16 protein-coding genes and 1 other RNA gene are annotated in these 20,478 nt (G+C 60.9%); 5 read left to right on the top strand and 12 right to left on the bottom strand.

Annotated elements, in window-relative coordinates; genetic code table 11:
* The first annotated feature begins 69 nt into the window (after window positions 1–69).
* Window positions 70–804 carry a fumarate/nitrate reduction transcriptional regulator Fnr gene (fnr, locus tag PBDP_RS09315; protein WP_109751553.1) on the top strand — a complete coding sequence of 245 codons (735 nt, stop codon included), beginning with the start codon at window positions 70–72 and terminating at the stop codon, window positions 802–804.
* Window positions 805–880: 76 nt separating this feature from the next.
* The gene (locus tag PBDP_RS09310) at window positions 881–1,429 is read left to right on the top strand and encodes an adenine phosphoribosyltransferase (protein ID WP_003183509.1); all 549 of its coding nucleotides are present in this window, start codon (window positions 881–883) and stop codon (window positions 1,427–1,429) included.
* 132 nt (window positions 1,430–1,561) lie between these two features.
* Here the strand turns inward: PBDP_RS09310 and recR are convergent, their stop codons facing one another.
* The 4 genes from recR to dnaX form a co-directional block, all read right to left on the bottom strand.
* Entirely contained in the window at window positions 1,562–2,164 is a 603-nt protein-coding gene (gene recR / locus PBDP_RS09305; RefSeq protein ID WP_003199585.1) for a recombination mediator RecR, read from the bottom strand.
* Window positions 2,165–2,230: 66 nt separating this feature from the next.
* A complete protein-coding gene (gene curA / locus PBDP_RS09300) occupies window positions 2,231–3,265 on the bottom strand; it encodes an NADPH-dependent curcumin/dihydrocurcumin reductase (protein ID WP_109751552.1) in 1,035 nt (344 codons plus the stop codon).
* A 286-nt stretch (window positions 3,266–3,551) separates the two neighbouring features.
* Window positions 3,552–3,890 (bottom strand): YbaB/EbfC family nucleoid-associated protein, encoded by a 339-nt coding sequence (locus PBDP_RS09295; protein WP_003183512.1) that lies wholly within the window; start codon window positions 3,888–3,890, stop codon window positions 3,552–3,554.
* Between the two features lie 64 nt (window positions 3,891–3,954).
* The gene (gene dnaX / locus PBDP_RS09290; protein WP_116831851.1) at window positions 3,955–6,024 is read right to left on the bottom strand and encodes a DNA polymerase III subunit gamma/tau; all 2,070 of its coding nucleotides are present in this window, start codon (window positions 6,022–6,024) and stop codon (window positions 3,955–3,957) included.
* 142 nt (window positions 6,025–6,166) lie between these two features.
* Here dnaX and PBDP_RS09285 point away from each other — a divergent pair, with 142 nt between their 5' ends.
* Window positions 6,167–6,937: a substrate-binding periplasmic protein gene (locus tag PBDP_RS09285; protein WP_109751550.1), complete on the top strand. Its 771-nt coding sequence runs from the start codon at window positions 6,167–6,169 to the stop codon at window positions 6,935–6,937.
* Here PBDP_RS09285 and PBDP_RS09280 read toward each other — a convergent pair.
* Window positions 6,883–8,631, bottom strand: coding sequence for a putative bifunctional diguanylate cyclase/phosphodiesterase (locus PBDP_RS09280; RefSeq protein ID WP_109751549.1), 1,749 nt, complete (start codon window positions 8,629–8,631; stop codon window positions 6,883–6,885). The two genes, PBDP_RS09285 and PBDP_RS09280, sit on opposite strands and share 55 nt — an antisense overlap.
* 338 nt (window positions 8,632–8,969) lie before the next feature.
* Between PBDP_RS09280 and PBDP_RS09275 the strand changes: the two genes are divergently transcribed.
* A complete protein-coding gene (locus PBDP_RS09275; RefSeq protein ID WP_063322219.1) occupies window positions 8,970–9,284 on the top strand; it encodes a helix-turn-helix domain-containing protein in 315 nt (104 codons plus the stop codon).
* Window positions 9,285–9,482: 198 nt separating this feature from the next.
* Window positions 9,483–9,989, top strand: coding sequence for a DUF4823 domain-containing protein (locus PBDP_RS09270; RefSeq protein ID WP_109751840.1), 507 nt, complete (start codon window positions 9,483–9,485; stop codon window positions 9,987–9,989).
* A 175-nt stretch (window positions 9,990–10,164) separates the two neighbouring features.
* On the opposite strand, the gene ffs is transcribed toward PBDP_RS09270, so the two are convergent.
* From ffs to PBDP_RS09235, 7 genes are all read right to left on the bottom strand, one after another.
* Window positions 10,165–10,261: signal recognition particle sRNA small type (gene ffs / locus PBDP_RS09265), an RNA gene on the bottom strand.
* Between the two features lie 416 nt (window positions 10,262–10,677).
* Complete coding sequence (locus PBDP_RS09260; protein WP_212802133.1) at window positions 10,678–11,028, bottom strand: hypothetical protein; 351 nt, start codon at window positions 11,026–11,028, stop codon at window positions 10,678–10,680.
* Between the two features lie 149 nt (window positions 11,029–11,177).
* A complete protein-coding gene (locus PBDP_RS09255) occupies window positions 11,178–12,338 on the bottom strand; it encodes a zinc-binding metallopeptidase family protein (RefSeq protein ID WP_212802132.1) in 1,161 nt (386 codons plus the stop codon).
* A 142-nt stretch (window positions 12,339–12,480) separates the two neighbouring features.
* The gene (ligA, locus tag PBDP_RS09250) at window positions 12,481–14,838 is read right to left on the bottom strand and encodes an NAD-dependent DNA ligase LigA (RefSeq protein ID WP_212802131.1); all 2,358 of its coding nucleotides are present in this window, start codon (window positions 14,836–14,838) and stop codon (window positions 12,481–12,483) included.
* A 255-nt stretch (window positions 14,839–15,093) separates the two neighbouring features.
* Entirely contained in the window at window positions 15,094–15,939 is an 846-nt protein-coding gene (zipA, locus tag PBDP_RS09245; protein WP_109751546.1) for a cell division protein ZipA, read from the bottom strand.
* A gap of 258 nt (window positions 15,940–16,197) precedes the next feature.
* Window positions 16,198–19,686, bottom strand: coding sequence for a chromosome segregation protein SMC (smc, locus tag PBDP_RS09240; protein WP_109751545.1), 3,489 nt, complete (start codon window positions 19,684–19,686; stop codon window positions 16,198–16,200).
* Between the two features lies 1 nt (window position 19,687).
* Window positions 19,688–20,347, bottom strand: a complete 660-nt coding sequence (locus PBDP_RS09235; protein ID WP_109751544.1) for a GntR family transcriptional regulator — start codon at window positions 20,345–20,347, stop codon at window positions 19,688–19,690.
* Between the last annotated feature and the right edge of the window lie 131 nt (window positions 20,348–20,478).

Raw genomic sequence — 20,478 nt, 5'->3', positions numbered from 1 at the left:
CACTGGTCGGGGCGACTACGCTGGGGTACCCTTACGCCTTATGTGTGATTTCCCACAAGGATTTAAGAAATGTCCGAGCCAGTCAAACTGCGCGCCCATAACCAGGCCCATTGCAAGGATTGCAGCCTGGCGCCCCTCTGCCTGCCACTTTCGCTGAACCTGGAGGACATGGATGCGCTGGACGACATCGTGAAGCGGGGCCGACCTTTGAAAAAAGGTGAGTTCCTGTTTCGCCAGGGCGACGCCTTCGACTCCGTTTATGCCGTGCGCTCGGGCGCCTTGAAAACCTTCAACTTGAGCGATGGCGGCGAAGAGCAGCTCACTGGCTTCCACCTGCCCAGCGAGCTGGTAGGCCTATCCGGCATGGACACCGAGAGCCATCCGGTCTCGGCCCAGGCGCTGGAAACCACCTCGGTGTGTGAAATCCCCTTCGATCGCCTGGACGAGCTGGCCTTGCAACTGCCACAACTGCGCCGCCAGTTGATGCGAGTCATGAGCCGGGAAATCCGTGACGATCAGCAAATGATGCTGCTGCTCTCGAAAAAAACCGCCGACGAGCGTATCGCCACGTTCCTGGTCAACCTCTCGGCACGCTTTCGCGCCCGCGGGTTCTCAGCCAACCAGTTCCGCCTGAGCATGTCGCGCAACGAAATCGGCAACTACCTGGGCCTGGCGGTGGAAACCGTGTCCCGAGTGTTCACCCGTTTCCAACAAAACGAGCTGATTGCCGCCGAAGGCAAGGAAATTCACATTCTCGACCCGATCCAACTGTGCGCCCTGGCCGGCGGTTCGATCGAAGGCTGATGGACCCGCGCGGCTGAGGGATTTGTCTCGCCGCGCTATACTGCCGCGTTTGCAGCCCTGCCAGGACACCTCCACGATGGTCTTTGACTCCTTCGACATCAAATCCCTGATCCGCCCCGTGATCGATTTCCCCAAGCCCGGCGTGATCTTTCGCGACATTACTCCACTGTTCCAATCCCCGACCGCCCTGCGGCTGGTCATGGACAGTTTCGCCCACCGGTATGTCGAGGCCGAGTTCACTCACATCGGCGCGATGGATGCCCGAGGCTTCCTGATCGGCTCGATCCTGGCCTATCAGCTGAACAAGCCGCTGGTCTTGTTCCGCAAGCAAGGCAAGCTGCCGGCCGATGTGCTGGCCGAGGGTTACCAGACCGAGTACGGCGAAGCCTTCCTGGAAGTGCACGCCGATAGCTTGTGCGAGGGGGACTCGGTGGTGATGTTCGATGACCTGATCGCCACTGGCGGCACGCTGATCGCCGCCGCCAACCTGATCCGCCGCATGGGCGCCAAGGTCCACGAGGCCGCGGCGATCATCGACTTGCCAGAATTGCTCGGCTCCCAGCGCCTGGAGGACATGGGGATCCCGACGTTCTGCCTGACGCAGTTCTCGCTCAGCGAAAAATAATCCTCACCCACAACACATAACCCTTGTGGGAGCGAGCCTGCTCGCGATAGCGATAAATCAACCAGTATTGATGTTGACTGACACACCGCTATCGCGAGCAGGCTCGCTCCCACAAGGATTGTTGGGTTGATGTTATAAGGCGATCGGCTTGCGCCCCGCAAACGAATGCGCCAACGTGCCGCCATCCACCAACTCAAGCTCCCCACCCAACGGCACGCCGTGGGCAATGCGCGAGGCGATCAGGCCTTTGTTGTTCAGCAGTTGGGCGATGTAATGGGCGGTCGCTTCGCCTTCGACCGTCGGGTTCGTGGCGAGGATAACCTCCGTGAACGTACCCGCCTCTTCGATCCGCGCGATCAACTGTGGAATGCCGATGGCTTCAGGCCCCAAGCCATCGAGCGGTGACAGATGGCCCTTGAGCACGAAATAACGACCGCGAAAACCGGTCTGCTCCACCGCATACACATCCATCGGGCCTTCCACGACGCACAGCAGGCTGTCGTCCCGACGCGGATCGGCGCATTGCGGGCAAAGATCGTCTTCGGTGAGGGTTCGGCATAAACGGCAATGCCCTACACCTTCCATGGCCTGGCTAAGAGCCTGGGCCAGGCGCGAACCGCCGCTGCGATCACGCTCGAGCAATTGCAACGCCATGCGCTGGGCAGTTTTCTGACCCACACCCGGTAACGTTCGCAGGGCATCGATCAGTTGGCGAATCAAAGGGCTAAAGCTCATGGAGGAAATGTCCGACATAACAACGAGACGCGGTTTATACCCGCGCCTCCGATTAGCGTCAAATACTCAATCCTGCGCGACCCGAACCACCAACTTGCCGAAGTTGCGCCCTTCCAGCAGGCCGATAAACGCCTGTGGCGCATTCTCGAGGCCATCGACCACGTCCTCGCGGAACTTGACCTTGCCATCGCGCACCCAAGGCGCCATGGCACTGATGAACTCCGGCTGACGATCACCGTAGTCGTCAAACACAATGAATCCCTGGATCCGCACGCGCTTGGTCAGCAAGGTGCGCTGCAGTTGTGGCAAACGGTCCGGGCCGCTCGGTGCCTGTTGATCATTGTAGGACGCGATCAGGCCACAGAGCGGGATCCGGGCCTTGGCATTGAGCAACGGCACGACGGCATCGAAGACTTTGCCCCCGACGTTTTCGTAATAGATGTCGATGCCCTTGTCGCAGGCCTGCGCCAGTTCCTCGGCAAAATTCGCGCTTTTATGATCGACACAGGCGTCAAAGCCCAGTTCGTCGACCACGTACTTGCATTTTTCGCGGCCGCCCGCAACGCCAATGACACGCAGGCCCTTGATTTTCGCCACCTGGCCGACCACCGAGCCCACCGCACCGGAGGCGGCCGCGACCACCAGGGTTTCCCCGGCCTTGGGTTGGCCAATGTCCATCAATCCCATGTAAGCGGTCATGCCCGGCATGCCCAGCACCCCAAGGGCCATCGACGGGCTAGGCAGCCCGGCGGGGATGGGCATCACATTGCGCCCATCGCTGATGCTGTGGCTCTGCCATCCCGTGGCGCCCACCACCAGATCACCCTCCTGGAATTTCGGGTGCAGCGAGCGCTCCACGCGGCTGACGGCGCCTCCGGTCATCACCCCATCGATTTCCACCGGCGCGGCGTAGGAAGGCGCGTCGCTCATTCGTCCGCGCATGTAGGGGTCCAGGGACAGGAACAGCGTCTTGAGCAGGATTTGCCCGTCCACCAGGTCCGGTAGGTTGATCTGCTCGAAGCGAAAATTGTCCGGGGTGGGTGCGCCTTTGGGTCGGGAGGCGAGGACGATGCGTTGGTTGGAGGTCGACGCTTGTGACATGGAAAGGTCTCCTTGATCGTTGATCGGCTCTTTATAAGGAGCAGACCCTTTTGAAGGGGGTGTGTTCGATGCTCTTGCCGTTGGACCGCGGTGCCAGCATCGCGAGCAGGCTCGCTCCCGCAGGATGACGGTGGCAGACCTGGATTTTGTTAGTACCTTCAGACACTGTGGGAGCGAGCCTGCTCGCGATAGCGGTTTAACAGCCACCGAGGCTTTGGAGCAGAAACAAAAATGCCAGGCGCGATGCCTGGCATTGTGTGTAGCCCATCCCGACCGGGATGGCGAATCAGAACGGCAGCTTCATGCCCGGCGGCAGCTGCATGCCGGCGGTCATGCCGGACATCTTGTCCTGGCTGTTGGCTTCGATCTTGCGCACCGCGTCATTGACGGCGGCGGCGAACAGCGCTTCGAGCATTTCCTTGTCGTCTTCGCTCAGGCCTTCGACCACGCTTGGGTCGATGCTCACGCGCTTGATGTCGTGGCGACCGGTCATGACCACGGTCACCATATCGCCGCCGGACTTGCCGGTGACTTCGGCGTTGGCCAGTTCTTCCTGCATCTTGGCCATTTTTTCCTGCATCTGCTGCGCCTGCTTCATCAGGCCGGCCATGCCACCTTTCATCATGGGAATCACCTCGAAAGTACTTGGATAAACAACGCGCCCGGCCCGTTGGACCCGACGCCTTCAGTTATGAGCCCTGGGTGACCGGGGCCTCGACAGGTTCGATAGTATCGTGACGGACCACGGCGCCGAACTGTTGCATCATCTGCTGGATGAATGGATCACTGTGGATCGACTCTTCGGCTTCGCGCTGACGGTCGGCACGGCGACGGGACGCGGCCTGGGCCGGGGTCTCCTGCTCGGGCTTGATCAGCTCGATGGTCAACGTCAGGGTGCGCTGGTGGTACTGGTTCAGTGCATCGTTGAGGCGACGCTGCTGGGTCGCGTTGAACAAGGCGCTGTGGGCCGGGTCCAGGTGCAACAGCCAGTGGTCGCCTTCCACGGAAATCAGCGTGCAGTTGGCGGCGATGCTACCGGTCATGCCGCTGATCGGCAGTCGAGGGAACAGTTCCAGCCATTGCAGGGCCAGCCCGGTGGCCGGCATCGCCGCCGGTTCCGGCTCGGGCTCCGGGGCCGGCTCGGCGGCGTGCTCGCTGGCCAGGTCGTCCAGGTAGCTGTAGGCCGAATCCATGTCCGGCTCGATGTAATCCTCGTCCAGCGGCGGCTCATCGTCCAGGTCGATGCCCGGCGTGGCGACGTCGACGTCGGCCACTGTTGGCTCGGGCACTGGCGCGACGACCCACTCCGGCGCATCGGGTACCACGCTGTCGGGCGTTGGCAATGGCATCGGCGGCAACTCAGGCTGCTCGGCGATGGTCTCCAGGACCGGCTCCACGGCGGGTTGCTGGACAACCTCCGGCTCGACCGGATCGTTCCAGGGCAGGTCGACCACGGCTTCGACGACAGGTTCGGGCGCCGCCTCGACGACCGGTTCGGGTTCTGGCTCAGGGGCCGTGACAACGGGTGTCGGGGTCGGTTGTGCCACAGGCGCGTCCGGAGCCGAAGCCACTGCCGGCGCAACGACGGGCGCGGCAGCCACTGGCTTGGCGGAATCAGCTGTGGCCTGGCTGATCCCCACTGGCTTTAGCGGCTGCCTCGGGGCGTCCGCCGTGTCGGCTGGCCGGAATGCCAGCATTCGCAACAGGACCATTTCGAAGCCGCCGCGCGGATCCGGCGCCAGGGGCAGGTCGCGACGGCCAATCAGGCCCATCTGGTAATAGAACTGCACGTCTTCGGCCGGCAGTGCCTGGGCCAGGGCCAGTACGCGATCACGGTCGCCATGGCCGTTGTCGACGCCATCCGGCAAGGCCTGGGCGATGGCGACACGGTGCAGCACGTTGAGGATTTCCGAGAGCACGCCATTCCAGTCCGGCCCCTGCTCGGCCAGGTGACGCACGGCCTCGAGCAGCGCCTTGGCGTCGCCTTCGATCAGCGCCTGCAACACGTCATAGACCTGACCGTGATCGAGAGTGCCGAGCATGGCCCGGACATCGGCGGCCATGACCTTGCCTTCACCGAAAGCGATGGCCTGGTCGGTCAGGCTCATGGCATCGCGCATCGAACCATCGGCGGCGCGGCCCAGCAGCCACAGTGCATCGTCCTCGAAGGGCACGTTCTCGACGCCCAGTACGTGCGTCAGGTGCTCGACGACCCGTTCCGGCGTCATGTTCTTGAGGGAGAACTGCAGGCATCGCGACAAAATCGTTGCAGGAAGTTTCTGCGGGTCAGTGGTCGCCAGGATGAACTTGACGTAGGGCGGCGGCTCCTCGAGGGTCTTGAGCAGCGCATTGAAAGAATGGCTGGAGAGCATGTGCACTTCGTCGATCAGGTAGACCTTGAAGCGCCCACGGCTCGGCGCGTACTGCACGTTATCGAGCAGCTCGCGGGTGTCTTCGACCTTGGTGCGGCTGGCGGCGTCGATCTCGATCAGGTCGACGAAACGGCCCTCGTCGATTTCCCGGCAGACCGAGCACTCGCCGCAAGGCGTCGAGGTGATGCCGGTTTCACAGTTCAGGCACTTGGCGATGATCCGCGCGATGGTGGTCTTGCCCACGCCGCGGGTACCCGTGAACAGGTAGGCATGGTGCAGCCGCTGGCTGTCCAAGGCATTGATCAGAGCCTTGAGCACATGGGTCTGGCCGACCATTTCGCGGAACGAGCGCGGACGCCATTTACGTGCAAGAACCTGATAACTCATCGAAAACCGTCGCAACGAAGGAACATAAGCGGCTAATGCTAGCGGAGCAGGGGCGAAATTGCATCCGGTGTGCTCGTCTAATCTGACTAAGATTGGTCAAGGACTCGGTTGTCGACGCGGTTTTGTACAGTCAGGAGAGTTTATGCGCTCAGCCATGGGGGCTTTGCTGTTGTTGGGTACCAGTTGCTTTGCCGAGGAAGGCCCCTTGCGCTTCGCCGTTACCGACGGCTGGGCGATGCCCATGGTGCAGATCGAACGAGGTCGGCCGACTCAGGGCATCATTCCCGACATCATGACAAGCCTGGCGACCCAGGTAGGGCTGCCGGCGCAATTCCACGTCCTGTCCCGCGCCCGGCTGGACGGCGCCATGAAACACGGCGAAATCGACCTGCGCTGTTATGTCAGCCCCGACTGGGTGAAGGACAGTGGCGATTATTTGTGGAGCATCCCGTTGTTTTTCCAGCGTGACCTGCTCGTCGCCACGGCAAGCACCCCTGCGGCGGTCACACCCGCAACGTTGCCGGAACAAGCCATCGGCACGGTGCTCGGCTATACCTACCCGACCTTGCAACCCTTGTTCGACAGCGGCCAACTGCACCGCGACGACGCCCGCAGCCAGGAACAAGTGCTGGCGAAACTGCTGGCCGGACGTTATCGCTACGGGATCAGTAACCAATGGGCACTGGACTGGTTCAATCAACGCCATACCGCCGATCGACAACTCCACGAAGTGGCGGTACTCCAGGAACAGCAGTTGAGCTGTTACGTGCGCAACGATCCGAGCATCCCGGCGCAACGCATCCTGAGGACATTGCTGACCATGAAGACATCCGGGGAGATCGACGCAATCATCCAGCTTTATACCGGTCGCAGTGACGTATCGCCGGCCAGCAGCAACACACCCTCTCCCTGATCGCCGGGTCGCTGCCGCCATTGCGCCGGCGGGATGAACCCCAGGACCCAGTCGGGGATCTGTTCGGGCGGCATGGGCCGGGCGATGAAGTAACCTTGGGCCACCTCACAGCCCAGGCGCAGCAGCAACTGGCCATGCTCCAGGCTGTCCAGGCCCTCGGCGACCACCTCACGGCCAAACGCCCGGGCCAGGCCGATCACCGCTTCGGTCAGCGCCAGGTCGTCCTGGTCGTCGAGAATGTCGCGGACAAAGGTCTTGTCGATCTTGATGGTCTGCGTGCGCAGGTGCTTGAGGTCGTTGAGCGAGCAGTAGCCGGTGCCGAAACCACCCAGTGAAAAACCCACGCCCAACGCCTGGCAGGCCTGGAGGCAAGCGCTGACGTGTGCAAGGTTCTCCACCGCGACGGATTCGACAATCTGCAGATCCAACAGCCGTGGCGGTACCGCCGGATGCCGCTCCAGCACCTGACGCAACCGCTCGACAAAATCCGCCCGCTGGAAATGCCGCGCCGAGATATTGATGCTCACCGGCCAGCCCTGCCCCGCCTGCTGCCATTGCTGCAATTGGATGAGTACCTGCTCCATGACCCACTCGCCGATCTCGACGATCAGGTCAGTCTCTTCCACCAGGGGCAGGAACTCCCGAGGCGGCACCAGGCCACGTTGCGGGTGCTTCCAGCGCAGCAGCGCCTCGAGGCCGACCACGGTGCCATGACGCATATTGACCTTGGGCTGGAAATGCAGCCGCAGCTCATTACCGGCCAATGCCTGGCGGACCCGCTCGACAGTCTGGTAAGTGGCTCGCACTTCCTTGTCCCGGGACACATCGAACAAGTGGAAACGATTGCGACCGCTTTGCTTGGCCACGTACATCGCCTGGTCAGCGTGGCGCAACAAGGTCTCGGCGTCTTCGTTGTCCCATGGGAACAGCGTGACACCAATGCTGGCGAAAACCTTGATGTCCTTGCCGTCGATGCCATAAGGCATGGAAACGGCGATCAACACCCGGTTCAAGGCAGCATGTAATTCATCCATCCCACGCACATGGCGCAGCACCAGCACGAACTCGTCCCCACCCAGCCGTGCTACCACGTCCTCGCCACGCACAATGCTGCGCAGGCGCCTGGCAACTTCCACCAGCAGCCGATCGCCGCTGGCATGACCATAGCCGTCATTGACGGCCTTGAAGCCATCGAGGTCGAGCATGCACACCGCCAGGGGCAGGTTCTCCGCGCGTGAAAACTCCAGGGCCTGGTCCAGCAGTTCGGACAGATAAGTGCGGTTGGGCAGCCCGGTCAGCACATCGTGCCCTACCCGCCATTGCAGCGAATGCAGCAGGCGCCGCTTTTCGCTGACGTCGAAGCGAATCGCCAGGTAGCGTTCAATTTGCCCGGTCTCGTCGTCGATCACCGGCACCAACGTGGTGTCGACCCAGTGCAGCGTACCGTCCTTGGCCCGGTTGCAGATCTCCCCTTTCCAGACCTGGCCCAGGGCAATGGTGCGCCACATGGCGCTGAAGAACTCGTCAGGGTGTTGGCCGGAATTGAGCAGGCGATGGTTCGCTCCCAACAACTCATCGCGCCGGTAACCAAAAAGGCTGCAAAATTGATCGTTGACGTAGGTGATGCGCCCGCTCAGATCGGTTTCGGAAAAAATCGCGGCGGCGTCAACGGCTCTGCGGTACTTCTTATCCATCGAAGCAGTCATCCATGAGTCAGGCTCATTTGTCGCGCGCGGTTGCACCGCCTTCAAGACAGGCGAAAATCAACTAGGCTCAAACACTTTGAGAAAAGCCGGAGCGCGGGTCCTGGTGGTGCCAAGGTAAGGCTTCAGCCCTTGCCTTGTATCGCGGCAAGAAACGCAAGGACCGGTCTGCGCGCACACCCAGGCTTCTGAAGCAGGTCACCAAATGCCCGTGCCAAAGGCCGATTCTACGAAACACATCACACTTTGCAAAGCAAGGTGATGGATCACGCGGTTGCCTAATGCGAAAATCTATCGTTAAGTTCTTGATTCTAAATGGGAATTAAGCGATGCAAATTTCAAGTTTGGGTCCAGCCATCAGACGCTACCGCAAAGTAGCGGGGCTTACTCAGGCTGAACTTGGCGAAAAAACCGGTTTTGACCCCAAAACCATCAGCCGCTTCGAAACCGGCACCTACACCCCCAGCGTCGAAGCCTTGTTCCTGCTTGCCAATGTGCTGGATGTACAACTGAAAGCCTTTTTTGCCGACATGGGCGATGAGGACGAACAGCGGGCGTATCTATTCGGTGTCATACACAGAGCCACCCCGAAGGATCTGGGAAAGCTGATCGCAGCGGTCGACCAGGCCTTGTCCAAGCCTTGACGCCATGAAAGAGAAGCCTGGCCTGTCAATGCGAGACAGGCCAGGCTTCTCTTTGCTCGCTTGCCCAATTCCGAGGGCGACGCAAGACATAATGTCACGTTGACATCGTCCACCACGAACCCGGACTATCAACGCGCTGATTCCTGCGTCCCTATGACGCCTACGACTCGTCTACACAATAAAATCCCAGGGGACACCGTGCATAAACTTTCGATCATTCTTGTTTCGATACTCGCCACCGGCTGCACCGCCAAATACGCGCAACAAGAAGTATTCCCCAACCCTGGAAAACTTGATCGGCAAATGCCAGTCACCATCGCCACACCAGTTGACGGCCGCTACGAAACGACACCCTATACTGCCTCCGGAGATATGACAGCTGCCGCCATCAAGACGGCATTCTCTTATTACACCAACCGTGTGACGGTAACGGGCACGTGCCATGAATTGAACTGCCTGAGGCAGAACAACCCTTCGGGCTACTACGTCATCCCGGAAATCCTCCATTGGGAAGAACGCGCCACAGAATGGTCGGGCCTCCCCGACAAGATTGAAGTGAAGCTCGCCATTTATGGCTCGACTGGAGCACAGCCGCTGGGGTCTGCGATCCTGTCCGGTAAAAGCAAGTGGGCGACTTTCGGCGGGGATCATCCACAGGATCTTTTACAAGAGCCGATTAATGAGTATGTGAAAGCTCAGTACTGACTGTAGGGGCCCGTCCTGCCGGTGCACAGGGCCGCCCTCCTTATCGACGCTCGATTGCCCTGCCCGGCCAAAAACCGGACAGCAGAAAGCACCGATCGATATCGATCAGCAAAATGAAAGGAAATTCTGAATTTGGCAAACCTTGCGAACGAAGGCTTGGGCGTTATGGAGGCAACCCCACCAGCCACACCCCGGCACACAATGTTCCCGCTGTGGCTGCTTCCTTCCGGATCTGACCAGGTTCACGGGTAATCGTTGCGGGGGGACCGATGGGGTCACCATAACGATGCCCGCCTGACGGCGAGCCGCGCCATTGTACCTATCTGACGAGAAGTTACAACCGTTCGTACCAGATAAAAAAACTGAAGATGTTCAAGCACTTGCTGTGGGGTGCTTGCTATGGCGTCGGCACATCCGACAGGAAGGCAAGCTAACCTGCCGCCATCGTGAGCAAGCTCGCTCCCACATGAGTGTTCACAGATCCAGCGCTCTGCCCAGTTCCCTTGTGGGAGCGAGCCTGCTCGCGATAGCGGTGGATCAGCTTGCATTGATGTTGAATGAACTCCGTCATCGCGAGCAGGCTCGCTCCCACAGAAAAACTGCGGTAAAGCTTTAATCGATTGAATCTTTTAACCAATACTTACGAACAACTACAAACATTGCATCATTGTCGATATTAAATGGCCGGTCATGACGACGTATTACAAACCACCACTGGACAGAACGGCCCATACTCACCATTGGAAGCTTGAGCCCGAACTTGAACATTGAAATAAACAGGCCGGGATCCCCCACTGACGCCTATCTCATGCCGGTACCAGCCGCGTCCGTCCGGTTTCACTTGGGTTGCGGGAACGAACTGCGGCTGTCCAGTTGCCACCGCTGTTACTTTAAACGTGTGCCCCGCAATCTGATCGGGCCGGACATTATCCGAAATTTGCCAGGCTAATATAATGGTGTATTGGCTCTGTCCGGCCTGGGAAAGTCTCCGAGGCGCATTGGGAATGGTTGTCGCTTTATCTGCTTCATCATGTTTCATCGTATTATCCATAATAAATATAGCCATCATCCATGGCGGCCTTAGGGTAAAGGAAAACTTGAATATAAAACCACCATCAAAACAAATAGCATTACTTTAACGCTGCCTAGCCTCCCAACGAGGCAGGCAAACTTAGTGCGAAAACAAAGTTACATAAGCACCTCATCCGCCCGACCACCCTCCTCCTGAATAACCAGATGGATGAAATGCAGCTTGGTGATGACGGCGGCGGGTACGACGAACGGATAGAAATCCGGCTGGCCCATGCTGCGGGACAGTTCGTTGAGCATGCCAGCCAGCTCGATCCAGGCGTTGACGAATGACAGGAAGGCCGTCCCCCCAGCGTGCTCGGGGTCGTACAAGGTCTCGGGCGGAAAAGGCTGGTAGTCGATATCCATTTCCCGAGCACTCATGCCAAAACCCAGCGCCGTGTCCACCGCATCCATCATGTGCAGATAGTGAGCCCAGGTTTCCGCCCAGTCTTCCCAGGGATGCATGGTGGCGTAGGCGCTGACGTAATGGGTTTGCCAGTCCAGCGGCGCTCCCTGCTGATAATGCCGCTCCAAGGCTGCGGAATAACTGGCGCGCTCATCGCCGAACAGCTCACGAAACGCCTCGAGCCAGTGAGTGTTGGCGATCAGCCGATCCCAGTAGTAGTGCCCCACCTCATGCCGGAAATGTCCGAGCAAGGTGCGATACGGTTCGCGCATCTGCTGGCGCACGTACTCGCGATGGGCATCGTCGGCTTCTTTGATATCGAGGGTGACCAGTCCGCTGGCGTGACCTGTGGTCGGAGGCGTGCCATCGGGATCGACGCCAATGAAATCGAAAGCCAGGCCGATATGTTCATCGACGGTTTTCGGGATCACCGGCAAGCCAAGGGTGATCAGTTGCGCCACCAACCGGCGCTTGGCGGTTTCGACCTTGCGCCAGCGCTCGGGGTTTTCCGGGATCGACAAATCGGGGATGGTGCGATTCAGGCTGCAGGCAATGCACAAGGCATCATGTCCATTGGCTGGCAACAGCCAGTTGCACGCCGCCGGGGTGTCGAGGTTGGCGCAGCGGCGGAACAGCCCGGCTTGCGGGTCGGCGTCCAGCGTCCAGGTGTCGGGGTGCTCGCCCGGTTGCAAGGACGACAGGCGACTTTGTTCAGGCTGATAGCCCAGCGCCGCCAGGCAAGCCAGGCATTGGCTGTTGCGAAAAAACAGCGACTGGCCGCAGCGACACGACCAGATTTTGCTATTGCGCGAACGATCACCCATGAAAGGCGCGGCAATGCGTGAGGTCAGTTGTTCGAAGAAGCGGTACATGGCGATCTCTCCCTGGAGCCTGCAAGACTAGATCATCCTCTGCCCACGATCGTTCCCATGCATTGCCTGACCGGTGCTGCCGAGCGGGAGCAAGCTCCCTCGCCACAAAAAACCAGAGTATTGCCCGAAGGAGCGCTCACGGTTAAACCGTGATGCCATGCTTACTCAAGAAAGCGACAAACGCCTCTTCGTCGAGCACCTTGAGCCCCAGCTCATTGGCCTTGGTCAGCTTCGACCCCGCCCCCGGCCCGGCTACCACGCAATGGGTTTTCGCCGACACGGAACCGGCGACCTTGGCCCCCAGGCTTTCCAGCTTGTCCTTGGCAACATCGCGGCTCATCAGCTCCAACGACCCGGTCAACACCCAGGTATGCCCCGCCTCGGGCAAGCCTTCGACGACTTTCTTCTCGCTCTGCCAATGCATGCCGAAGTCCCGCAGCTGTTGTTCCGCAGCTTGGGCCTGCTGGCGATTGGCGGCGACAGCGAAGAACTCGCGTACGGCGTTGGCCTGTTTTTCCGGCAGGGCCTGGCGCATGTCCAGCCAGTCGGCGTTCATCACGGCTTCGAGTGAACCGAACTTGTCCGCCAGTTTCTGTGCCCCGCCCGGCCCGACCGAGGGAATGTGCAGTTTGTCTAGAAAGCCGCCCAGGGTGGTGCTGGCGGAGAATTCGGCGCCCAACTCGCCCTGATCCTGGATATCGAGACCATGGCGTAGCAGATCCTTGATCACCTCGCGATTGTGCGGGTCTTCGAAGAAGCTGTGGATCTCGTGGGCCACTTCCAGGCCGACGTCGGGCAAGTAGGTGAGCACCTGAGGCAAGGCCGCCTGCACGCGCTCCAGCGAACCGAGGGAGCGGGCCAGGACCTTGGCGGTCTCCTCGCCCACGTCGGGGATGCCGAGGGCGTAGATGAACCGCGCCAGGCTTGGCTTCTTGCTGTCGACGATGGCCGCCAGCAGGTTTTTGCTCGACAGTTCGGCGAAGCCTTCCAGGTCGACCACCTGCTCGAAAGTCAGGGCATACAGATCGGCAGGCGAACCCACCAGCCCCTCGTCCACCAACTGCTCCACGCTCTTTTCACCCAGCCCCTCGATGTCCATGGCCCGGCGCGACACGAAGTGAATGATCGCCTGCTTGAGCTGCGCGCCGCAGGCCAGGCGACCGACGCAACGGTACACCGCGCCTTCGCTGATGGTTTCACGACCCTTGCTGCGCTTGATCAGTTGCGTGCGCTCGACATGGGAGCCGCAGACTGGACATTGCTGGGGAATTTCAACGGGACGGGCGTTTTCCGGGCGACGTTCGGTGACCACTTGCACCACTTGCGGGATCACGTCCCCGGCACGACGGATGATCACGGTGTCGCCGATCATCAGGCCCAGGCGCGCCACTTCGTCCATGTTGTGCAGGGTGGCGTTGGCCACGGTCACGCCTGCCACCTTGACCGGCTTGAGCCGCGCCACAGGTGTCACGGCGCCAGTGCGACCGACCTGGAACTCGACGTCCAACAGCTCGGTGAGCTCTTCAGAAGCCGGGAATTTATGGGCGATGGCCCAGCGCGGCTCCCGGGCGCGAAAACCCAGTTCGCGCTGGGAGGCGATGCTGTTGACCTTGAACACCACGCCATCGATTTCATAAGGCAACGCGTTGCGCCGTTCGCCAATGTCGCGGTAGTAATCCAGGCATTCGTCGATGCCATGGGCGAGTTTCAGTTCGCGACTGATGGGCAGGCCCCAGGCCTTGAGCTGCTTGAGATTGCCGATGTGGGTATCGGCAATGTCCGCGGTCACCTGGCCGATGCCGTAGCAGCAGAATTCCAGCGGGCGGTTGGCGGTGATCCTCGAATCCAGCTGGCGCAGGCTGCCGGCCGCCGCGTTGCGCGGGTTGGCGAAGGTCTTGCCGCCCGCCTCCAGTTGCGTGGCGTTGAGGCGCTCGAAGCCGGCCTTGGACATATACACTTCGCCGCGCACTTCCAGCAGAGGCGGCCAGCCGCTGCCCTGTAACTTGAGGGGGATGTTGCGCACGGTGCGCACGTTGACGCTGATGTCTTCGCCGGTAGTGCCGTCACCGCGCGTGGCACCGCGCACCAGCATGCCATCCTGGTACAGCAGGCTGACCGCCAGGCCATCGAGCTTCGGCTCGCAGCTGTATTCCACCGCCGCGCCGCCGCCCAGCAAGTCGCCCATGGGCAGGTCGAGACCTTCGGTCACCCTGCGGTCGAACTCGCGCATGGTGGTTTCGTCGAAGGCGTTGCCCAGGCTGAGCATCGGGATCTCGTGACGGACCTGGCTGAAGGCCGACAGCGCCACGCTGCCGACCCGCTGCGTCGGGGAATCGCTTGTCACCAGCTCCGGATGCTGCTCCTCCAAAGCCTTGAGCTCGTGGAACAAGCGGTCGTACTCGGCGTCCGGGATGCTCGGCTCATCGAGGACGTGATAGCGATAGTTGTGCTGGTCCAGCTCGGTGCGCAGCTGTTGGATGCGGGTTTCAACGGCATTCATGGGTGTTCTCTCATAAAGCAAAAGAGCAGCCGAGGCTGCTCAATCTCTTGAAATCATCGGCAGTCGGACCTGAGCCCGCCGAACATACAACCTGTGGCGAGGGGATTTATCCCCGCTGGGCTGCGAAGCAGTCCCAAAGCTAACGACTCAACTAGCTGATAAGGCCAAGGCGCCAGGATTTAGGGCCGCTGCGCAGCCCAGCGGGGATAAATCCCCTCGCCACAAAAGCCCTTCAGCCAGAAAAATTCGCCGACTTTAGCGCTTCTGGGTCAGCGCCCGGCGCTCGAATTCGACGATACGCTGGCGGTAGTGTTCGATGGTCTGGGCGGTCAGCACGCTGCGCTGGTCGTCCTTCAACTCGCCATTGAGCTCCTGGGACAGCTTGCGCGCCGCGGCCACCATCACGTCGAAGGCTTGCTTGGGATGACGTGGGCCTGGCAGGCCGAGGAAGAAGCTGACGGCTGGGGTACTGAAATGGTCGATGTCGTCCAGGTCGAACACGCCTGGCTTGACCGCGTTGGCCATGGAGAACAACACCTCGCCATTGCCGGCCATGCTCTCGTGACGGTGGAAAATGTCCATCTCGCCGAAACGCAAGCCACTTTCCAGGATGTTCTGCAACAACGCCGGCCCCTTGAAGCCAGCCGGGTCGCGGCAGATCACGCTGATCACCAGCACTTCCTCAGCCTGGGCCTGGTCTTTGTCGGCGCTCGATGCCTTGTTCTCGTCCGGGAAATCGTTGTCGCGACTGCTGAAGCTCGGGCCACCATCCAGGTCGAGATTCAGGTTCAAATCCCCCTGGGACGGCTCGCTGTTGCGCTTGCCGCGCTTGGAACCCGACTCCCGCGGCTCACGTGCAGGCGCGCTCATCGACGGCAGGTCGTGCTCGTCCAGCTGTGGCTCCTTGTGGGTGTCCAGCACCCGGGGCGGGCCCAGCAGCTCGGCGTTGTCATCCTCATCGGGCAGGTTCGACAGGCTGCGATCCAGGCGAAACTTCAGTTTCCCCTTGCCGCCGCGCATGCGACGCCAGCCGTCGAAAAGAATACCGGCAATGACAATGATGCCGATGACGATCAGCCACTCGCGCAGACCGATTTCCATGTAATCCCGTGCCTCTATAAAAATGCTGAAAAATAAGGGGTTTAGCTATTTGCAAACCGCTTTAAAACGTGGCGCCAACTCTATGTTCTGAATGGCGTTTTGCCCACGCACACGAAAAATTGACATTAAACTAGCACGACCAAAGATAACTTTACACCGTCTGTCGCACAGGCTCGTGCCCAAACTGTGAATTGAACAACAGGCACAAGGGTAAAAAATACCTACATCGTTCCCGGTAAATGCCCTACAGCCCGCGCTTCAGGCATCCACCATTGCCATGGCCTCCTCCACATCCACCGCCACCAGCCGCGAACAGCCTGGCTCATGCATCGTCACACCCATCAGCTGATCGGCCATTTCCATGGCGATCTTGTTGTGGGTGATGTAGATGAATTGCACCGTTTCGGACATCTCCTTCACCAGCCGTGCGTAACGGCCTACGTTAGCGTCATCCAACGGTGCATCGACTTCGTCGAGCATGCAGAACGGCGCCGGGTTCAATTTGAAGATGGCAAATACCAGGGCCAATGCGGTCAGCGCCTTCTCGCCACCGGAGAGCAAATGGATGGTGCTGTTCTTCTTGCCAGGAGGACGCGCCATGATGGTCACCCCTGTATCGAGTAAATCTTCGCCCGTCAGTTCCAAGTAGGCGCTGCCTCCACCGAAAACTTTTGGGAAAAGTGCCTGCAAACCGCCGTTGATCTGATCAAAGGTATCCTTGAAGCGGTTGCGGGTTTCCTTGTCGATCTTGCGAATGACGTTTTCCAGGGTCTCCAGCGCTTCCACCAGATCGTCGTTCTGGGCATCCAGGTAGCGCTTGCGCTCGGACTGTTGCTGGTATTCGTCGATGGCCGCCAGGTTGATCGCCCCCAGGCGCTGGATGCGCTGGGCAATGCGCTCCAGTTCCTCCTCGGCTTCCTTTTCGTTCGCCCCGGCCACCAGGGTGGCGAGTACGCCATCAAGGTCGTAGCCGTCTTCCAGCAATTGGTCCTGCAAGGCTTTGCGCCGCACCGTCAGCGCCTGCCATTCCATGCGCTGCTGCTCCATCTGGCCGCGGATCAGTTGCGATTGCTGCTCGGCCTGGCTGCGGCGCTTCTCGGCGTCGCGCAGTTCGCGGTCGGCGTCCTCCAGAGCGATCTGCGCCGTCTTGAGCTCCTCGTCGACGCTCATGCGTTTGTCGAGCAACTCTTCGAGCTTGAGACGCAGCTCTTCCAGCGGCGCTTCGCCCTCTTCCAGATTGAGGCTCAACTGCTCGCGCTTTTCAGTAAGACGCTCGGACTGCATTTCCAGCCGCTCCAAAGCCTGGCGCGTGGAATCGTGCTGGGCCTTGAGCGAGCCCAGGCGCACCGCCAACTGATGGGCATGATCCTTGTGCTGGCGTGCTTCCTGACGTACCCGGTCAAGGCGTTCGCGCAGGCTGTCGCGCTGGGCCAGCAGCAGTTCGCGTTGTTCGGTGTCCAGGGCCATGGCATCGAGGGCTTCCTGCAATTGCAGGCGCGCCTCGCCGATCTGTTCGTGTTCCAGCGCCCGCTGCTCGCCCAACTCGGCAATTTCTTCTTCGAGACGGGTGCGGCGCAGCGCCAGCTGTTCGACCTTGGCCTTGCCAGCCGACAACTGCGCCTTGAGCTCGCCTTGCTGGCGCGCTTCGTCCTGCAACAGCCGCCGCAAGTGTTCGCGGCCGTTCTCCTGTTGACGCTGTTGCGCCCGCAGGTTCTGCAATTCGGTTTCCAGGGCTTCGACGCTGGCCTCGCGCTCTTCGCGCTCGGCACTCAGGTGTTGGATTTCCTGGCCGCGGGCGAGCATGCCGCTCTCGGCTTCGCTGGCCCGGCGCACCCGCAGGAAATGCCGGCCAACCCAGTACCCGTCGCGGCTGATCAGGCTTTCACCAACGGCCAGTTGCCCGCGCAAGGCCAAGGCCTGTTCAAGACTGTCCACCGGCTTGACCTGCCCCAACCACGGTGACAGATCGACCTGGGCCTCGACCTTGTCCAGCAGACTGCCGGGGATTCGTACCCCGTCGCCAGCCGGGCTGAGCAGACGCAGATCGCCCTGGGTGAAACCTGACAGGTCGAAGCCGCCAAAGTCATCCACCAGCACCGCTTGCAAGTCGGCGCCCAGCACGGTTTCCACCGCCAGTTCCCAACCGGCATCGACCTTCAAACCTTCGGCCAGTCGCGGACGTTCGGCCAGGTGCTGGTCGCGCAGCCATTCGGCGGTGCCGGTGCCCGGGTCCAACGCGGCTTGTTGCAAGGCCTCCAGCGAGGCCAGGCGCCCGTTGAGCCGCTGCAATTCGCCCTGGGCCTGTTGTTGGTTCTGCAAGGCCAGTTGCAAGGCCTGGCGAAGCTGCTCAAGCCGTTCGACCTGGGCATCCTCACTGGCCTGCAAGTCTTCGAGGGTGGCTTCGCTGGTCGCCAGTTGCTCGCTCAGATCCAGAATCGCGGCGTCTTCCGGGTCCGCCGCGAGCAAGGCGCGTTCTTCGGCCAGGCGACGCTGACGTTCGGCCAGGCGCTCCATGCTGGTTTCCAACTGCTGGATACGCGACTGCTGGACTTCAGCCTGACGACGCGGCTCGGCCGAGGTCAGGTTGAAGCTGTCCCATTGTTCTTGCCAGCCGTGCATGCTCAGCTCAGCTTCTTCCAGGGCCGCGGCAGCCTCTTCAGCGGCGGCACTGGTGATTTCCTGTTCCGGTGTGAGCCGGTCCAGTTCCTCGCCAAGGGTCAGCAGCAGCGTACGGTCGTGGCCCAGGTGCGATTCGGTCTCCAGACGCGCCCGCTCGGCTTCCTTCAAATCATCCTGCAACTGCCGCAGCCGTTGCTGGCCATGCTGGATGCTCTGCTCGACCCGGGCGATGTCGCCGCCCACGGAATAGAAGCGCCCCTGCACCAGATTGAAGCGTTCGGACAGGTCATGGTGCCCGTCACGCAGGCGCTCGATGGCGGCATCGGCGTTACGCTGCTCAGCCACCAGCGCTTCGAAGCTGACCTCCTGGTTGCCGATGATCGCCTCACGCTGGCCGACCTGCTCATTCAACGCCTGCCAACGCAGGGCCGAGAGCTGCGCCTTGAGCTGGCGCTCCTCGCCCTTGTACTCCTGATACTTCTTGGCCGCCTCGGCCTGACGGTGCAGACGCTCCAACTGGCGCTCGAGCTCTTCGCGCAGGTCGGTCAGGCGCGCGAGGTTTTCGTGGGTGCGACGAATACGGTTTTCAGTCTCGCGGCGGCGCTCCTTGTATTTGGAGATGCCGGCGGCTTCTTCGATGAAGTTGCGCAGGTCCTCGGGCTTGGCCTCGATCAGCTTGGAGATCATGCCCTGTTCGATGATCGAGTAGCTGCGCGGGCCCAGGCCGGTGCCGAGGAAAATATCGGTGATGTCGCGACGTCGGCACTTGGCACCGTTGAGGAAATAACTGTTCTGGCTGTCGCGGGTCACTTTGCGACGAATGGAGATTTCCGCATAGGCCGCGTACTCGCCCACCAGGGTGCTGTCGGAGTTGTCGAACACCAGCTCGATGCTGGCCTGGCTCACCGGCTTGCGGCTGGTGGAGCCGTTGAAGATGACGTCGGTCATCGACTCGCCGCGCAGGTTCTTGGCCGAGCTCTCGCCCATCACCCAACGCACGGCGTCGATGATGTTCGACTTGCCGCACCCATTGGGCCCGACCACCGCCGCCATGTTACTGGGGAAGTTCACCGTGGTCGGGTCGACGAAGGATTTGAACCCCGCCAGCTTGATGCACTTGAGCCGCACGTCAGGCCGCCGTCAGGGCAGAAACCACCAGATCGCAGCTGCGCTGGGCGTAGGCCGTGAGCACGATGCGGATCTGCGGCAAATCACGGGCCAGCACGGCGGCAAGCAGGCGCTGGAACAGGTCGAGGAACTCGCTCATTTCCGCCTTGCGCTGCTCCAGAGCCAGGAAATAGGCACGGCTCATGGCCGGCTGCAGGTTCTCGACGGTTTCCTGCAGGTACGGGTTGTTGGCAAAGGGATAGGCGGCGCGCATCACGCTGAAGCTTTCATCGACGAAGGTGCGGATGTCCTGACGCGCGTAGGCCTCGTTGAGACGCTGCTGGATCGCCACGAACGGCGCCATGTCGGCTTGTTCTTTCCAACCATGGGCCACGGCGTTGCCCAGCAGGATGTACAGCTCGCTCATCAACGCGCAGAGGCTGCGCACCTTGTGTTCGGTGAGCTCGGTGACGTGGGCGCCACGGCGCGGCAGGATCGCGATCAAATGGCGTCGCTCCAGGATCAGCAAGGCCTCGCGGACCGAGCCGCGGCTGACGTTGAGCGCCAGCGTGACCTTCTGCTCCTGGATGCGCTCTCCCGGTTTCATTTCGCCGCGAATGATGCGTTCGGCGAGGTGATGGGCGATTTGCTCGGCGAGGCTGTCCGGGGCCTTGAACGTCATGGTTGTCCTTCAAACTCTTCGATCTGCACAAGCGGCGCAGTGTAGCGCACTCGACACGTCATGGCGCAGGGCCTGCACCGGGTTTTTGGCACGATTCAAGCAAAAAGTTTGAGCCTCATCCTGAAACAGAA

The sequence above is a fragment of the Pseudomonas sp. St290 genome (assembly GCF_018325805.1).
Classification (GTDB): domain Bacteria; phylum Pseudomonadota; class Gammaproteobacteria; order Pseudomonadales; family Pseudomonadaceae; genus Aquipseudomonas; species Aquipseudomonas bijieensis.
This window is presented reverse-complemented; position numbering and strand designations above follow the sequence as displayed.

Coding starts and splice junctions, on each gene's coding strand:
- PBDP_RS09280 (WP_109751549.1), bottom strand. CDS start 8,631: ATGGATAAGAAGTACCGCAGAGCCGTTGACGCCGCCGCGATTTTTTCC.
- PBDP_RS09255 (WP_212802132.1), bottom strand. CDS start 12,338: ATGTACCGCTTCTTCGAACAACTGACCTCACGCATTGCCGCGCCTTTC.
- zipA (WP_109751546.1), bottom strand. CDS start 15,939: ATGGAAATCGGTCTGCGCGAGTGGCTGATCGTCATCGGCATCATTGTC.
- PBDP_RS09260 (WP_212802133.1), bottom strand. CDS start 11,028: ATGAAACATGATGAAGCAGATAAAGCGACAACCATTCCCAATGCGCCT.
- curA (WP_109751552.1), bottom strand. CDS start 3,265: ATGTCACAAGCGTCGACCTCCAACCAACGCATCGTCCTCGCCTCCCGA.
- PBDP_RS09275 (WP_063322219.1), top strand. CDS start 8,970: ATGCAAATTTCAAGTTTGGGTCCAGCCATCAGACGCTACCGCAAAGTA.
- PBDP_RS09235 (WP_109751544.1), bottom strand. CDS start 20,347: ATGACGTTCAAGGCCCCGGACAGCCTCGCCGAGCAAATCGCCCATCAC.
- ligA (WP_212802131.1), bottom strand. CDS start 14,838: ATGAATGCCGTTGAAACCCGCATCCAACAGCTGCGCACCGAGCTGGAC.
- dnaX (WP_116831851.1), bottom strand. CDS start 6,024: ATGAGTTATCAGGTTCTTGCACGTAAATGGCGTCCGCGCTCGTTCCGC.
- PBDP_RS09295 (WP_003183512.1), bottom strand. CDS start 3,890: ATGATGAAAGGTGGCATGGCCGGCCTGATGAAGCAGGCGCAGCAGATG.
- PBDP_RS09285 (WP_109751550.1), top strand. CDS start 6,167: ATGCGCTCAGCCATGGGGGCTTTGCTGTTGTTGGGTACCAGTTGCTTT.
- fnr (WP_109751553.1), top strand. CDS start 70: ATGTCCGAGCCAGTCAAACTGCGCGCCCATAACCAGGCCCATTGCAAG.
- recR (WP_003199585.1), bottom strand. CDS start 2,164: ATGAGCTTTAGCCCTTTGATTCGCCAACTGATCGATGCCCTGCGAACG.
- PBDP_RS09310 (WP_003183509.1), top strand. CDS start 881: ATGGTCTTTGACTCCTTCGACATCAAATCCCTGATCCGCCCCGTGATC.